The 14,799-nt window shown below is 68.0% G+C and carries 14 protein-coding genes and 1 pseudogene; 11 read left to right on the top strand and 4 right to left on the bottom strand.

Annotated elements, in window-relative coordinates:
- Positions 1-93: 93 nt before the first annotated feature.
- The 6 genes and pseudogenes from AC5P9L_RS15270 to AC5P9L_RS15245 form a co-directional block, all read left to right on the top strand.
- Entirely contained in the window at positions 94-2,154 is a 2,061-nt protein-coding gene (locus AC5P9L_RS15270; RefSeq protein ID WP_262101874.1) for a FimV/HubP family polar landmark protein, read from the top strand.
- A gap of 26 nt (positions 2,155-2,180) precedes the next feature.
- On the top strand, positions 2,181-2,543 hold the full coding sequence (locus AC5P9L_RS15265; protein WP_005410482.1) for a VOC family protein: 363 nt from the start codon (positions 2,181-2,183) through the stop codon (positions 2,541-2,543).
- 32 nt (positions 2,544-2,575) lie between these two features.
- Entirely contained in the window at positions 2,576-3,346 is a 771-nt protein-coding gene (gene truA, locus AC5P9L_RS15260) for a tRNA pseudouridine(38-40) synthase TruA (protein WP_012480891.1), read from the top strand.
- On the top strand, positions 3,343-3,999 hold the full coding sequence (locus AC5P9L_RS15255; RefSeq protein WP_005410480.1) for a phosphoribosylanthranilate isomerase: 657 nt from the start codon (positions 3,343-3,345) through the stop codon (positions 3,997-3,999). The genes truA and AC5P9L_RS15255 overlap by 4 nt, the downstream gene beginning before the upstream one ends.
- Before the next feature lie 279 nt (positions 4,000-4,278).
- Positions 4,279-4,944 carry a hypothetical protein gene (locus AC5P9L_RS15250; RefSeq protein ID WP_262101875.1) on the top strand — a complete coding sequence of 222 codons (666 nt, stop codon included), beginning with the start codon at positions 4,279-4,281 and terminating at the stop codon, positions 4,942-4,944.
- A 4-nt stretch (positions 4,945-4,948) separates the two neighbouring features.
- Positions 4,949-5,158 (top strand): annotated as a pseudogene (locus AC5P9L_RS15245) (peptidoglycan-binding protein); the annotation flags it as partial.
- Positions 5,159-5,205: 47 nt separating this feature from the next.
- Here the strand turns inward: AC5P9L_RS15245 and AC5P9L_RS15240 are convergent.
- On the bottom strand, positions 5,206-6,093 hold the full coding sequence (locus AC5P9L_RS15240) for a LysR family transcriptional regulator (RefSeq protein ID WP_114618695.1): 888 nt from the start codon (positions 6,091-6,093) through the stop codon (positions 5,206-5,208).
- A 96-nt stretch (positions 6,094-6,189) separates the two neighbouring features.
- On the opposite strand from AC5P9L_RS15240, the gene trpB reads away from it, so the two are divergent.
- From trpB to glmM, 5 genes are all read left to right on the top strand, one after another.
- Positions 6,190-7,407, top strand: a complete 1,218-nt coding sequence (gene trpB / locus AC5P9L_RS15235) for a tryptophan synthase subunit beta (protein WP_005410476.1) — start codon at positions 6,190-6,192, stop codon at positions 7,405-7,407.
- Positions 7,404-8,084, top strand: coding sequence for a hypothetical protein (locus tag AC5P9L_RS15230; protein WP_062606181.1), 681 nt, complete (start codon positions 7,404-7,406; stop codon positions 8,082-8,084). The genes trpB and AC5P9L_RS15230 overlap by 4 nt, the downstream gene beginning before the upstream one ends.
- Before the next feature lies 1 nt (position 8,085).
- Positions 8,086-8,895 (top strand): tryptophan synthase subunit alpha, encoded by an 810-nt coding sequence (gene trpA, locus AC5P9L_RS15225; protein WP_024958316.1) that lies wholly within the window; start codon positions 8,086-8,088, stop codon positions 8,893-8,895.
- A 395-nt stretch (positions 8,896-9,290) separates the two neighbouring features.
- Entirely contained in the window at positions 9,291-10,166 is an 876-nt protein-coding gene (accD, locus tag AC5P9L_RS15220; protein WP_005410473.1) for an acetyl-CoA carboxylase, carboxyltransferase subunit beta, read from the top strand.
- Positions 10,166-11,527, top strand: coding sequence for a phosphoglucosamine mutase (gene glmM / locus AC5P9L_RS15215; protein ID WP_005414080.1), 1,362 nt, complete (start codon positions 10,166-10,168; stop codon positions 11,525-11,527). Before accD ends, glmM begins: the two co-directional genes overlap by 1 nt.
- Before the next feature lie 168 nt (positions 11,528-11,695).
- Here glmM and galE read toward each other — a convergent pair whose 3' ends face one another.
- From galE to AC5P9L_RS15200, 3 genes are all read right to left on the bottom strand, one after another.
- The gene (galE, locus tag AC5P9L_RS15210; RefSeq protein ID WP_099479367.1) at positions 11,696-12,736 is read right to left on the bottom strand and encodes a UDP-glucose 4-epimerase GalE; all 1,041 of its coding nucleotides are present in this window, start codon (positions 12,734-12,736) and stop codon (positions 11,696-11,698) included.
- 67 nt (positions 12,737-12,803) lie between these two features.
- Positions 12,804-13,661, bottom strand: a complete 858-nt coding sequence (locus AC5P9L_RS15205) for a polysaccharide deacetylase family protein (protein ID WP_005410470.1) — start codon at positions 13,659-13,661, stop codon at positions 12,804-12,806.
- Entirely contained in the window at positions 13,654-14,799 is a 1,146-nt protein-coding gene (locus tag AC5P9L_RS15200; protein WP_076739728.1) for a glycosyltransferase family 4 protein, read from the bottom strand. The genes AC5P9L_RS15205 and AC5P9L_RS15200 overlap by 8 nt, the downstream gene beginning before the upstream one ends.

The raw sequence follows: 14,799 nt of genomic DNA, 5'->3' as shown, positions 1-14,799 counted from the left end.
GTGCCGGAGTGCATGCCGGCCAGCGGCCGGCACTACCTCAAGGGTCTTTCCGGTGGGTGCGGACCCCGGTCCGCACGCTTTATAGTGTCGCCCATGAATAAACGGGCCAGGGGCGCAAAGCGCCCGCTCCTCTATCTTTCCACCGCGCTGCTGGCCCTGGCCAGCAGTTCGGCACTCGCATTGGGCCTGGGAGACATCCGTGTCCTGTCCAAGCCGGGGCAGCCATTGCTGGCCGAAATCCCGGTGGTGTCGGCGGACCCGTCCGAACTGGAAAACCTGCGCGTGGCGCTGGCCTCGCCGGTCACCTTCGAACGCGTCGGCCTGCAACGGCCGACCGGGCTGGTCAGCGAGCTGCAGTTCGAGCTGACCCGCAATGCGCAGGGCAGGGCGGTGGTGCGCGTCACCTCGCAGGCCCCGGTGGAGACGCCATCGCTGAGCTTCCTGATCGAAGCTGACTGGGGCCAGGGCCGCCTGGTGCGCGAGTACTCCGCGCTGGTCGACGCGCCGTCCAGCGCGCTGGCCGTGGCCGAGCCGGAGATCGTCGCGCCGGCAGGCACGCTCTCCAATACCATCGTGCGCGAACCTGCACCGGCTTCGGCAACGGTGCCAGCGGCAGAGGCGCCCACTACGCCGCCACCTGCGGTGGCGCCTGCACCGGCACGCCCGCGTGCGGCCTCCGCGCCGGTCGCTGCACCGGCGGCCGATGGCAGCGTCACCGTACAGCGCGGTCAGACCCTGTCGCAGATCGCCAGCGCGGTGGCGCGTGGCAACCAGGTCAGCCGCGACCGCGCGATGATCGCCCTGCTGCGCGCCAATCCCGAAGCCTTCATCCGTGGCAACGTCAATCTGCTCAAGCAGGGCGCGGTGCTGCGCGTGCCGGGCAGCGATGCGCTTGCCGCTGTCGATGCCGCCGAGGCCACCGCGCTGGTGCGCGAGCACGCTGCGCAATGGCGGCAGGCGCGTACCGTGCCGCAACCGGCGGGTGCGGTCGCGCCGGCCGCCAAGGCGGCAACCGCGAACGCTTCTTCCCCGGCTGCCGCCAACGGGGCACGACTTGAGATCGCTCCGGCGCTGGCGTCCGACGCCGCGCATGCGGGCACAACCACCGGCACCGCTGCCGGCAGCGAGGGTGACATGCTGGGCAATGAACAACTGCGCCAGGCGCGTGAGGACATCGCCACCCGCGATGCCGAGATCGGTGAACTGAAGCAGCGCGTGGCCGATCTGGAGAAGCTGAAGGAGCAGCAGCAGTCGTTGATCGCGATGAAGGACAACGACCTGGCTGCCGCGCAGCAGCGCCTGGCACAGGCGCCGGGTTCCCGTGATGCGGCAACGCCGTGGTACTGGCTGGGGCTGCCGGTGCTGCTGTTGGCGGCGGGCGCGGCCTGGCTGCTGCGTCGTCGCAAGCCGTCGCCGCTGCCGCCGCTGCGTGAGGAAGACGATGCCGCCGGCCTGGCCGCTGCGGTGCCGGCAGGTGCGGCGCTGGATACGCTGGCCGAGCAGTCCTCGTGGTCGTCGGCTGTTGCCGACAATGGTCGCCAGGAACCGGCGATGCCTGCCTGGGCGACCGAAACCGAAGTACACGAAGTGGTGGTCGCCGAACCCGTCGCCGAGCACGCGGTGCGGGCCGAATGGCAGGCCGAGACACTGCGCGACGAGGACGCGGTGGCATTGCCCGAAGCGGTGACCGATCTGCCGCGCTGGGACGATTCCGCAACCACCGGCGACGAGGTTGTCGTCGCCGAGCCGCTGCAGGACGAACGCGTTGTACCGCAGGCGCCGGCCGAAGTGGCGGTGCCGGACTACGCACTGCATGCCGAACAGCAGCCTCAGTTCCGCGGAGTGTTCGATCTGCCGGCTGACGCGCATGAGAACGAGGCTCCGGCGGATACCGTACATCCCGAGGCCATCGACAGCATCGACCACGGCAGCGTCGACGCTTCTCATTCCGACGATATCGCGCCGAGCGCGGCCGCGCCCGCCGGCGACGCGGGCTGGTCGCCGCGTGCCGGCCAGGAGCGCCTGGAACTGGCCATTGCCTACCTCGATCTGGGCGACGCGCAGACTGCGCGCACCCTGTTGCTGGAAGTCGCCGAAGGCGGTGACCTGCACAGCCAGGCCCAGGCCCGCGAACTGCTGGCCCGCCTGCCGTGACCGAACCTGCCGACAAGGGCCCTGCCATGAGCCGCGAGCGTCGCATCGACTACGTTGAATTCGCTTCCAGCGACCCGGCCGCAAGCCGCGCCTTCTTCGAGAAGGTGTTCGGCTGGTCGTTCGTCGATTACGGCAGCGACTACACGGCGTTCGACGATGGCCGCCTGCAGGGCGGCTTCTTCCGCGGCCAGCCGCAGCGGGCCAGCGACAGCGGTGCACCGCTGCTGGTGCTGTATGCCGACGCACTGGCACCGGTCGAGGCCGCCGTGCGCGACGCCGGCGGCGAGATCGTGCGCCCGGTGTTTTCCTTCCCCGGTGGCAGCCGCTTCCAGTTCGTCGAGCCCGGTGGCAACGAACTGGCGGTCTGGTCCGAACGCGATCCGGCCTGAGAGCCGCCCCATACGCAATATCGAGGTAGCACATGCGTTACGCGCTTGGCGTCGAATACGACGGCAGCGATTTCAGGGGCTGGCAGAACCTGGGCGAGGGCGGTCCCAGCGTGCAGGCCAGCCTTGAGCAGGCCCTGTCGTCGGTGGCCGATACGCCGCTGCAGGTGGTCTGCGCCGGCCGCACCGATGCCGGCGTGCATGGCCAGTGCCAGGTCGTCCATTTCGATACCGACGTGGTGCGCGACCCGCGCGCCTGGATGCTGGGCACCACCACCCGCCTGCCGCGCTCGATCGCGGTGCGCTGGTGCGTGCCGGTGGCCGACGATTTCCACGCCCGCTTCTCGGCACGCGCGCGCCGCTACCGTTACCGCCTGCTCAACCGCGAGGTGCGGCCGGCGCTGGACCGGCAGACCCTCAGCTGGGAGCGCCGGGCGCTGGACGAGACGCTGATGCACGCCGCCGGCCAGGCCCTGATCGGCGAAAATGACTTCAGCGCGTTCCGCTCCGTGCAGTGCCAGGCGCTGCATGCGCGGCGTGAGCTGCAATCACTGCAGGTCAGCCGCCAGGGCGAAGTGATTGAAGTGGCCGTGCAGGGCAATGCATTCCTTCATCACATGGTCCGCAATATCGTCGGTTCGTTGATCCTGGTGGGCAGCGGTGAAAAACCGGTGGAATGGATCGCCGAACTGCTGGCCGGGCGCGATCGCACCGTAGCCGGTCCCACCGCACCGCCGCAGGGCCTGGTGTTCCTTGGGCCCCTGTACCCCGACAACTGGCATCTGCCCGCCGAGGTCACGCTATGAGCCGCTCCTACTACCGCACGCGCATCAAGTTCTGTGGCATGACCCGTGCCGGCGATGTCCGCCTGGCCGGTGAGCTGGGCGTGGACGCAGTGGGTTTCATCTTTGCCCGCGAGAGCAGCCGCAGGGTTGCTCCTGCCGAAGCACGCGCGATGCGCCAGGCGATCGCGCCGATGGTCGATGTGGTGGCCCTGTTCCGCAACAACAGCAAGGAAGAGGTGCGCGAGGTGCTGCGCACGGTGCGGCCAACCCTGCTGCAGTTCCACGGCGAGGAAGACGAGAGCTTCTGCCGCAGCTTCAACATGCCCTACCTGAAGGCGATCGCCATGGGGGGGCGGGAAGAGGTCAATGCGCGCACGTTGCAGCTGCGTTACCCGAGCGCGGCGGGGTTCCTGTTCGACAGCCACGCTCCCGGCGGCGGCGGCGGTACCGGCGTGGCCTTCGACTGGGGCCGTATCCCGACCGGCCTGCACCGGCCGTTCCTGCTGGCCGGTGGCCTGAACCCGGAAAACGTCTACGACGCTGTGCTGGCCACGCTTCCCTGGGGCGTGGACGTGTCCAGCGGCATCGAACTGGAGCCGGGCATCAAGGACGGCTACAGGATGCGCACCTTCGTCGAGGAAGTGCGCCGCGCGGACTGCACGGTCCTGGAGTGATCCGCGCCCCCTGAGGGCGCGCCCGGAACGTCATCGCCGACGGTGCATTCCGCCGGGTCTGTGTTCTGCCTGTCGCGTGCCGTGCCATGAAGGCGGACGTCTACTGAATGCGGTGAGCATCCCACTTTCGGGTAATTCAGGATCCAGCGCCAGGAAGTCGACACTCCCGAGCATCTGATCGGACACAATGGGCCCGGCCTGACCTGGCTGGGTGCGATGCGGTGTGCGTGTCGCTGGCCGCACCCCTGAGATACGCCTTGGCTTTCGAACGAGGACGCAATGGATATGCGCCATCTCTCTTCCCACCGTATCCACCTGGCCCGCCTGACGATCATGCCCGGCCTGCTGCTTGCATTGGGCGCGTGTGCGGGCGGTGACTCGTCCGCCCCGACTGCATCGGCACCGGCCGCTGCCACACCGGCAGGCGCACCCGCCACAGCACCGGCTGCCGACGGCCTGGCGGCGCTGATCCAGGCCAGTGGCGTGAAATGCAGCAACGCCAGTACGGGCAGCGGCTGCACGGCCGGAGATGTGGACAGCGGTGATTTCTACGATGTCGAACTGTCGCCGGACTGTGGCGACCAGGGCTTCTTCGCGGGCGTAGCCGACGCCAAGGGCGTGGAGACGTTGAATGCGGTGCCATCCACCGGCAGCAAGGCCAGCGTGACCGCAAAGCTGTCGAAGGGGCAGCTGGTCTGCGTGCAGGGCATCGGGCGTACCGGACAGAATCCGCTGTTCTATTACGTCGTGGCGGTTCCCGCAGCAACGGTCGGCAAGTGCAAGGGCAACACGTTGTGTGACACCTATGGCGACAGGCCGATCACTGGCCTGGCGAACACGGGGGGCGAGGCCTGCCATGTGGCGGCGCCGGGACATTACGCCGGGAACTGCGCGCAGGGCTGGGTCAGTGCGGACGTGCTCGACGTGTTTTCCAACGGAATGTAATTACGGTATCGATGCGGCCGACAAGCTGCAGAGCATCACGGCGCAGGATGGCAAGGCGTTCGTGATGGGCACTACGCCGGGCTTCCGCACCGCCATCGATCTGGCTCAGGCGCCACCGCCGCTGGAGCAGACCAGTGCCAAGCTGCTGGCAGATCCGCCGCACCAGCAGCGGGTGCATGAGGAGCAGCAGCGGGTCGCGATGGGCGGTCGCTGAGGCTTGTGTTGCCGACTTCGGGGGCGAACGCCACCCGGAGCCTTGTCTCATCGCAGCTGTGCTGCTGCCCAGTCGGCCAGGGCGTCCACCCGTGCATCGGCCGGGCCATCCGGCCGCGCCAGCACCCAGAAGCCGCCGGTGGCGGTAAATCCCCACGGTGCGACCAGCCGGCCTGCGGCCAGGTCTTCGGCCACCAGCGGTTCCGGTGCGATCGCCGGGCCCAGCCCGGCTACTGCGGCTTCCAGCAGGTAGTACAGGTGCTCGAAGGCGGTGCCCAGCTGCAGCTTCGACACGTCCAGATCGTGCGCCTGTGCCCATGCCGGCCATGCCTGCGGCCGTGAGCTGGTGTGCAGCAGCGTCTCCTGCAGCAGCGCCGACGGCGGTGCATGCCGCAGGCGCTGCGCGGCCGGATGCGATGGCGCCACCACCACGCCGACCCGTTCCGACGCCAGCTCGCGTACCTGCCAGCCTCGTGGCCACGGGCCCTGCGCCAGCAGCAGCACCGCGTCCAGCGCCGCCTGCGCTTCGGTGAAACTGCCATCCAGTGCCGACCACTGCAGGCGCACGCCGGACAGGGCAGCCTGCAATGCTGGCAGTCGTGGAATCATCCAGCGCGCCAGCACGCTGCCACTGCAGCCCAGTACCAGCGCCGGGGCTGCTGTCGGCCGCCGCAGTTCGCGCACGCAGTCTTCGATGCCGCTGAAGGCCTCGCTGCATGCTGCCTGCAGCCGCGTGCCCGCAGCGGTCAGGCGCAGGCCACGGCCGGCCCGCTGGAACAACGCCAGGCCAAGGTGATCCTCCAGCAGCTTCAACTGCCGACTGACCGCGCCGTGGGTGACGTGCAGGTCCTGCGCGGCGCGCCCAACGCCGCCAAGGCGGGCCGTCGCTTCGAACGCGCGCAGCGCATTGAGGGGAGGCAGCAGGGAACGGCTCATGTGAGATTTCCTGACGATATGCGCCAGATAATATCCATTTTCCGGTCATGACCCGTGCGCTAGAGTATCCACCTGTCTGAACCACCGGTCGTATCCATGTCTGCCTCCCCCATTGCCGACTATCACGCCTTCCCGGATGCCCAGGGCCACTTCGGCCGCTATGGCGGCAGTTTCGTTGCCGAAACCCTGGTCGGCCCGCTGCAGGAACTGGCCCAGGCCTATGACCAGGCGCGCCAGGATCCCGCATTCCAGCTGGCCTATGACCGCGATCTGGCGCACTACGTGGGCCGGCCGAGCCCGATCTATCACGCCCAGCGCCTGAGCGATCACGTCGGTGGCGCGCAGATCCTGCTCAAGCGCGAGGACCTGAACCACACCGGCGCGCACAAGATCAACAACACCATCGGCCAGGCCTTGCTGGCCGCGCGGATGGGCAAGAAGCGCATCATTGCCGAGACCGGTGCCGGCCAGCATGGCGTGGCCAGTGCCACGGTTGCCGCGCGGCTGGGCCTGGAATGCGTGGTGTACATGGGCGCCACCGACATCGAGCGGCAGAAGATCAATGTTTACCGCATGAAGCTGCTGGGCGCGACGGTGGTGCCGGTCACTTCCGGCTCGGCCACCCTGAAGGACGCACTCAACGAAGCCATGCGCGACTGGGTGACCAACGTGCAGGACACCTTCTACATCATCGGTACGGTCGCCGGTCCGGATCCGTATCCGCGCATGGTCCGTGACTTCAACGCCATCGTCGGCCGCGAAGCGCGTGAGCAGATGCTGGCCGAATACGGCCGCCTGCCCGATGCGATCACCGCCTGCGTGGGCGGCGGCAGCAATGCCATCGGCCTGTTCCATGCCTTCCTCAACGACCGCCAGGTCGAGATCGTCGGCGCCGAAGCCGCCGGTGACGGCATCAACACCGGCCGTCACGCCGCTTCGATCGCTGCCGGTCGCCCGGGTGTGCTGCACGGCAACCGCACCTATGTGCTGTGCGACGACGACGGCCAGATCATCGAGACCCACTCGGTATCAGCCGGCCTGGACTATCCGGGCGTCGGCCCGGAGCACGCATTCCTGGCCGATACCGGTCGCGCACGGTACCTCGGCATCACCGACGAGGAAGCGCTGCAGGCTTTCCATCTGCTGGCGCATACCGAAGGCATCCTGCCGGCACTGGAGTCCAGCCATGCGTTGGCGCAGGCGATCAAGCTGGCGCGTGAGCGACCGCGTGACCAGATCGTCCTCTGCAATCTATCCGGCCGCGGTGACAAGGACGTGCACACCATCGCCGCGCGCGAAGGGCTGGTCCTGTGAGCGCGCTGCTGCGCAACAGCGGCGTGCTTCTGCTGGCGTTGGGCCTGGCCGCGTGCCAGCCGCCGGAACCGCCGGTGCTGGCACCGGCCGCCAAGGCCACCACGCAGCCGGCCCAGCAGCCGGCCGCCAATGATGACCTCGACCCGATGGCGCGTACGCCGATCGTCGATCCACCGTCTGCGCAAGGCGCGGACAGCGACGACGTGCCTGCAGTGGCCTCGGTGGCGCTGGATCATGCCGGCGAGGTGCTGGTCGGCCAGCACATGAGTGACCTGAAGGCCCTGGGTCCCTGGAAAGCGCAGGGCGCGAAGGAGTTCTTCGAAGGCGACTGCGAGTACTACGATGGCAAGGCGCTGCCGGCCGGCGTGTCGATGATGACCGATGACGAGCGCGTGGTGCGTTTCGATCTGAAGCCGGGTGACGACCCGGAGCTGCCGGTTGAGCAGCCCGGTCCGTTTGGCCTGCGCGTCGGCATGACCCGCGCACAGGCCATGGCGCAGTTTCCGAATCCGCCGGTGTCCAGTCCGCATGCCTATGACGGCGACCAGGGCGAGTACCTCACCTGGCAGGACCCGGGCTCGGACCTGGGCATCCGCCTGGAACTCTATGAAGGGAAGGTCACCCGGATGTACTGGGGGACCAGCGATGCGATTGAACTGATTGAAGGATGTGCCTGAGATGCCCGTATCCCGACTCGATGCCTGTTTCCAGCGCCTGCGCGAGCAGCAGCGCAAGGCACTTATCCCCTTCGTCACCGCCGGTGATCCCTCGCTGGAGGCCACGGTGCCGGTCATGCACGCGCTGGTCGATGCCGGTGCCGATGTGATCGAGCTGGGCGTGCCGTTCTCCGACCCGATGGCCGATGGCCCGACCATCCAGCGCAGCTCCGAGCGCGCGCTGGCACGGGGGGCTGGCAGCCGCTACGTCCTGCAGGCCGTGGCGCAGTTCCGCGAGCGCGACGCGCAGACCCCGGTGGTGCTGATGGGCTACCTCAACCCGGTGGAGATCCATGGCTACGCGGCCTTCGCTAAGGCCGCCGTCGACGCAGGCGTGGACGGCGTACTGCTGGTCGACCTGCCGCCGGAAGAAGCGGGTGAAGCGCAGCAGGCCTTCGATGCAGCCGGCCTGGCACTGGTCCTGCTGGCGTCGCCGACCACCAGCGAAGCGCGGGCCGACAAGCTGCTGGCGCTGGCCCGTGGCTATCTCTACTACGTCAGCTTTGCCGGTGTCACCGGCGCGTCCGAACGCCTGGACAGCGATGCCGCCAGTGCCCGCCTGCAGGCCCTGCGCGCGCGCGCTTCAGTGCCGGTGGTTGCTGGCTTCGGCATCAAGGACGCCGCCAGTGCGGCGGCGATGGCGCGCCAGGCCGATGGCGTGGTGGTTGGCAGTGCACTGGTGGCGGTGCTGGCCGAAGCGGGCTCGGCTGAAGAGGCCGCGCAGCGCGCTGGAGCTTTCCTGGCCCCGCTGCGGCAGGCGCTGGACGCGTAACGGTCGTGCCGGCCGCCGGCCGGCATCTTCCTGACGGCCACATGCAAGTGCTGCCGGCCAGCGGCCGGCACTACCCCTGGGTCTGCACGTAAGGGGCTGCCGGCCAGCGGCCGGCACTACCCATGGGTCTGCACGTGGGGGCTGCCGGCCAGCGGCCGGCACTACCCATGGGTCTGCACGTAGGGGCTGCCGGCCAGCGGCCGGCACTACCCATGGGTCTGCACGTAGGGGCTGCCGGCCAGCGGCCGGCATGACCCAGCACCTAAACGTACGTCCCAGCATGGTTTTTTCCGGCGGCTCCGTGGCCGGCAAGGGGGTGCACGGGCAGGGAAAGCGGAGCTAGACTGTCCGCCTTTGCGGCCCTCGGGCCGCCCTGAACGGAAGTGTCCTCCCGCATGAGTTGGCTCAGCAAGTTGATGCCGTCCGGCATCCGCACCGACAACACCCCCAGCAAGAAGCGCAGTGTCCCCGAGGGCCTGTGGGAAAAGTGCAGCAACTGCGGCAGCGCGTTGTACCGTCCGGAACTGGAAGAGAACCTGGAGGTCTGCCCGAAGTGCGGCCACCACATGGCGATCCGCGCGCGTGCGCGCCTGGCCGCCCTGTTCGACGCCGACAGCACCACCGAGATCGGTGCGCGCCTGGGCCCGACCGACCTGCTCAAGTTCAAGGACCAGAAGAAGTACAGCGAGCGCATCAAGATCGCGCAGAAGAACACGGGTGAGTACGACGCGCTGATCGCCATGCGCGGCCTGCTCAAGGGCCGTGCGCTGGTCGCATCGTCGTTCGACTTCGCCTTCATGGGCGGCTCGATGGGCTCGGTGGTGGGTGAGCGTTTCGCGCTGGCCGCCGAAACCGCAGTGGAGATCGGTGCCCCGTACGTGTGCTTCTCGCAGAGCGGCGGCGCGCGCATGCAGGAAGGCCTGTTCTCGCTGATGCAGATGGCCAAGACCTCGGCCGCACTGGGCAAGCTGCGTGAAGCGGGCCTGCCGTACATCTCGGTGCTGACCCACCCGACCACCGGTGGCGTGTCGGCCTCGTTCGCGATGCTGGGCGACATCAATATCGCCGAGCCGCAGGCACTGATCGGCTTTGCGGGTCCGCGCGTGATCGAGCAGACCGTGCGCGAGAAGCTGCCGGAAGGCTTCCAGCGTTCGGAGTTCCTGCTGGAGCACGGTGCCATCGACCAGATCTGTGACCGTCGCGAGATGCGCGACCGTCTGTCCGATCTGCTGGCAATGCTGGGTCGCCAGCCGGCGCCGGAGGTGGCTTGATGGGTGCCCGCAAGTACTTCGGAACTGACGGCATCCGTGGGCGGGTCGGCCAAGGCGTGATCTCGGCCGACTTCGTGCTGCGCCTGGGCAACGCCCTGGGCCGTGTCCTGGTCGCCCAGCGCGGCCAGGACGGGCGCCGGCCGATCGTGGTGATCGGCAAGGACACCCGCATTTCCGGCTACATGTTCGAAGCGGCGCTGGAAGCCGGGCTGGTGGCCGCCGGTGCCGACGTGCAGCTGCTCGGCCCGATGCCGACCCCGGCCGTGGCATTCCTGACCCGTACGCTGGGCGTGGACGCCGGCATCGTCATCAGCGCTTCGCACAACCCGCATTACGACAACGGCATCAAGTTCTTCTCCGCCCAGGGCGAGAAGCTCGACGACGCCACCGAACTGGCCCTGGAAGCGGCGCTGGACGTTCCGTTCACCACCGCCGAATCGGAGAAGCTGGGCAAGGCGTCGCGCGCGCGCGAAGCGGTCGGCCGCTACATCGAGTTCTGCAAGGCCAGCGTGCCGCGCGCGTTCGACCTGCGTGGCGTGCGCCTGGTGCTGGATTGCGCACACGGCGCCACCTACCAGATCGCACCGCTGCTGTTCCGCGAACTGGGCGCCGAGGTGATCGGCATCGGTGCCGAGCCCAACGGCGTCAACATCAACGCCGGTGTGGGTTCCACCCATATCGACAACCTGGCGGCCAAGGTCCGCGAGACCCGCGCCGATCTCGGCATCGCCTTCGATGGTGATGGCGACCGTGTGCTGATGGCCGACGACCAGGGCAACCCGGTCGACGGCGATGACCTGCTGTACATCCTGGCCCGCGCCTGGAAGGACGAAGGCCGCCTGCGCGGCCCGGTGGTCGGCACGCTGATGAGCAACTACGGCGTGGAGAGAGCTTTCGCCGATCTGCAGATCCCGTTCGTGCGCAGCAACGTTGGTGATCGATACGTGCACCAGGCGCTGGTCGAAGGCGGGGGCGTGCTTGGCGGTGAGGCCTCAGGCCACCTGCTGTGCCTGGACCGGGCGACCACCGGCGACGGTATTGTCAGTGCCCTGCAGGTACTGGTGGCACTGCGCAACGGCGGCCAGACCCTGCGCCAGGCGCTGAAGGGTTTGGAGCGGGTGCCGCAGAAAACGGTCAACGTGCGGTTGGGCAATGTCTCGGCCAAGGCCACGGTGCAGGCCGACAGTGTGCAGGCCGCGCTGGCGGCCGCGCAGCAGTCGGTGGCCGGCCGCGGTCGCGCGTTCCTGCGCCCGTCGGGTACCGAGCCGGTGGTGCGGGTTACCGTCGAAGCCGATGACGCCACGCTGATGCAGGAGACACTCGATCGCTTGTCCGCTGCGGTGCGCGAAGCCGCTGCCTGAGCAGCGTGGCAATACCGCGTGTTGCACCCGACATGGCCGCGTTTGCGGCCATGTTTTTTTCTGGGAGGGGGACTCAACCGTGCGCGGCCCGCGATCGCGTTCAGCTGCGGCTGCGCACCTTGTGACGCGTCGTGTACGGGCGTTTCCGACCGCTGGGTCCTGCCCGCATCAGCGCGCGGGCAGGTGCTCTGGCATTGCACCGTGTGCGGTGCGTGACATCGCCCGCTGCCACTTCCAGGTGTCCCGGCACATGTCGGTGAGATCGTGACGCGCCTTCCAGCCCAGCTCGCGCAGCGCCAGCGAGGCATCGGCGAAGCTGACCGCGATGTCGCCATCGCGCCGCGGTACGATGCGGAACGGAACCCTTACGCCGGTGGTGAGCTCGAAGGCCTGGATCAGTTCCAGCACGCTGTGGCCCTGGCCGGTGCCAAGGTTGAGGGTGATGCTGCGCCGCTGGTCGCGAAGGAACTGCAGGGCCAGTACGTGGGCGCTGGCGACGTCCTGCACATGGATGTAGTCGCGCACGCCGGTACCATCATGGGTCGGATAGTCGTCCCCGAAGACCTGGACCTCCGGCAGCAGCCCGGCTGCGACCTGCGCGATGTAGGGCATCAGGTTGCTCGGCGTGCCATGCGGCAGCTCGCCGATCAGCGCGCTGGCGTGGGCGCCGACCGGGTTGAAGTAGCGCAGCGTCGCGATATGCAGGTCCTGGCCCGTTGCCGCCAGGTCGGCAAGCAGCTGCTCGACCACCAGCTTGGTGCGCCCATAGGGCGTCATCGCACAGGTTGAAGCGGTCTCGGCCACCGGGCAGTGGTCCTGGTTGCCGTACACCGTTGCCGAAGAGCTGAAGACCAGCAACTGCACGCCTGCATCCTGCATGGCACCGAGCAGGGCAATCGAACCGCTGATGTTGCTGTCGAAATACTGCAGTGGAATCTTCTGGGATTCGCCCACGGACTTGAGCGCTGCGAAGTGCAGTACGGCATCGATCGCGTGCTCCTGCATCAAGGCGGCCATGCGCGGCCGGTCCCGGATGTCAGCCTGCACAAACACCGGTGCCGTGCCGGTGATCCGTCCGATGCGCTCGACCACGCTGGCGTCGCTGTTGCACAGCGAGTCCACGATGACCACGCCGTGCCCCTGCTGCTGCAGCTCCACGCATGCATGCGAGCCGATGTAGCCAGCACCGCCGGTCACCAGTACGTTCATTGCCTTCACTGTTCCTTTGAGTCCATTCGAAAACGGGTGCTGCCGCGATCAAGATGAACGTGGCCTCCTACGGGCCAGGCACCATCTTCTTCTGCCGCGCCTTGAAGCCGTTGAAGATCGGCGCGATCAACGGGTTGTAGCTCCATGCGATGCGCTTGCGCAGCCAGCTGGCCGGCCGGTTGCGGATCGCGAAGCGATAGATCCGCTCCGGATCGCCGCCAATCACGTTGCGGCCGAAGGGATGGGTGGTGTGCAGGTAGCGGAAGCCCTGTTCGCGTGCCACTTCGATGTAGTCATCGTCGAAGTCACCATAGGGCCAGCACAGCGTATCGGAGACTTCGCCGAGCTTCTCCAGCAGCGTCTGCTTCGCCATGGCCAGGTCGCCGCTGATGCCTTCGCGGCGCTGCGCACGGTCCAGGTCATCGCGCTTGAGCCAACGGGTGTGGCTGTGGGTATGGCAGTGGACCTCGAACGTGCCGGCTTCGATTGCCGCACGCGCTTCGCTCCAGCGCATCATCACTTCGTCGCTGCGGCCCTGCTTGTAGATCAGGTCCTCGCAGGCGCGATGTTCCGGCGTGGCCGGCAGCTCGGCGCCTTCGATGCCTGCATGCGGGCGGATCGGACCTTCGTGCATCCAGCCGGTGACCACGAAGACCACCGCATGCATGCCGTATTTCTGCAGGATCGGATGGGCGTAGACCCAGTTGTCCAGGTAGCCGTCGTCGAACGTGATCACGATCGATTTGCGCGGCACCGGCTTCCCGGCGAGAAAGCCGGCGTACTGGTCCAGCGTCAGCGAGGTCCAGCCGGTCCGTGCGAGCCAGGCGATCTGGCTCTCGAAGTTCTCCGGGGATACGGTGATCATTCCCGGCGAGTTGCTGACATGGTGGTGCATCAGCACCGGTACGGTTCTGGCGTTAGCCATGACCCAGCTCCTTCAACCATTGGAGGTAGTAGTTTTCAGTGGCCTCTCCGTGGCCGGCCGCGCTGAACTGCTTGGCGCTGCGGATCCAGTCCCAACCGGCGCGGCCCATCTGCCGGCGACGTTCCTGATCATCCACCAGCAGCCGCAACGCACCAGTGAGGGCGGCGTCATCACCCAGCCGGGTGAGGATGGCGTTGCTGCCTTCCACCAGCATTTCAGGCACGCCGCCAACGCGATGCGAGACGATCGGCAGTGCCGCCTGCGCCGCCTCGAGGAACACGGTCCCCGAGGCTTCCTTGTGGGTGGCCAGGGCGAAGATGTCGAAACCGGCCATCAGCCGGTGTGCGTCGCTGCGGAAGCCGAGCAGGTGCACCTGGCGCTCCAGCCCGAGTTCGCTGCGCAGGGCCTGCAGGCGGCCCATGACCGGCTCGCCGTCGCCGACCACGGCCAGGTGCAGGTCGGGATTGGTCTTGCATAGTGGCGCCATGGCGCGCAGCAGCTCGGCATGGCCCTTGGGCTCGCGCAGCACGGCCACGCAGCCGACCACGATGTCGCGCTCGGCGAAACCGAGTTCGGCGCGGACCTGTGCGCGGGTGGCCTGCAGGTTCTCCCAGGGATCGCCCTGCTCGGTCATGCCCCAGCGCGGCGGCGTCGCCATGGGGGGCACGATGCCGATGCGCTCGGCGGCAATGCCGCGGTCGACCAGCAGCCGCTTGACGAAATCGCTGACGGTGATGATCCGGTGCGGAAGACCGGTATAGGTCAGCAACGAATTGACCGGACTCATCAGGTGGCGCGAGCGCACCACCAGTGGCGTGCCGCCCAGGCGTGCGCCGGCCGCGGCGATCAGTGCGTCGCGGCGGCTGGTGGTGTTGACCACGTCGTAGCGCTCGCGGCGTACCAGGCGTGACACCGACCAGATGCCGCGCAGCAGCCGTGCCAGGCCGCCCATGCGCAGAGTATGCACAGTGAAGCCATCGTCGCGCGCGAGCTGGGCCAGGCGGGCATCGGGCTGGCACAGCAGCGACACCTGGTGCCCGCGCGCACGCATCACCTGCATGTGGCGGAAGATGTAGATCTCCTGGCCGCCCATTCCCCGGGCAGCTTCGGTATGCAGGATCCGCAGCGAGCGTTTCAT

The organism is Stenotrophomonas sp. YJH_SMC_64 (assembly GCF_059371375.1).
This window is presented reverse-complemented; position numbering and strand designations above follow the sequence as displayed.

Coding starts and splice junctions, on each gene's coding strand:
- AC5P9L_RS15255 (WP_005410480.1), top strand. CDS start 3,343: ATGAGCCGCTCCTACTACCGCACGCGCATCAAGTTCTGTGGCATGACC.
- AC5P9L_RS15200 (WP_076739728.1), bottom strand. CDS start 14,799: ATGAAACGCTCGCTGCGGATCCTGCATACCGAAGCTGCCCGGGGAATG.
- truA (WP_012480891.1), top strand. CDS start 2,576: ATGCGTTACGCGCTTGGCGTCGAATACGACGGCAGCGATTTCAGGGGC.
- trpA (WP_024958316.1), top strand. CDS start 8,086: ATGCCCGTATCCCGACTCGATGCCTGTTTCCAGCGCCTGCGCGAGCAG.
- galE (WP_099479367.1), bottom strand. CDS start 12,736: ATGAACGTACTGGTGACCGGCGGTGCTGGCTACATCGGCTCGCATGCA.
- trpB (WP_005410476.1), top strand. CDS start 6,190: ATGTCTGCCTCCCCCATTGCCGACTATCACGCCTTCCCGGATGCCCAG.
- AC5P9L_RS15265 (WP_005410482.1), top strand. CDS start 2,181: ATGAGCCGCGAGCGTCGCATCGACTACGTTGAATTCGCTTCCAGCGAC.
- AC5P9L_RS15205 (WP_005410470.1), bottom strand. CDS start 13,661: ATGGCTAACGCCAGAACCGTACCGGTGCTGATGCACCACCATGTCAGC.
- AC5P9L_RS15240 (WP_114618695.1), bottom strand. CDS start 6,093: ATGAGCCGTTCCCTGCTGCCTCCCCTCAATGCGCTGCGCGCGTTCGAA.
- glmM (WP_005414080.1), top strand. CDS start 10,166: ATGGGTGCCCGCAAGTACTTCGGAACTGACGGCATCCGTGGGCGGGTC.
- accD (WP_005410473.1), top strand. CDS start 9,291: ATGAGTTGGCTCAGCAAGTTGATGCCGTCCGGCATCCGCACCGACAAC.
- AC5P9L_RS15250 (WP_262101875.1), top strand. CDS start 4,279: ATGGATATGCGCCATCTCTCTTCCCACCGTATCCACCTGGCCCGCCTG.
- AC5P9L_RS15270 (WP_262101874.1), top strand. CDS start 94: ATGAATAAACGGGCCAGGGGCGCAAAGCGCCCGCTCCTCTATCTTTCC.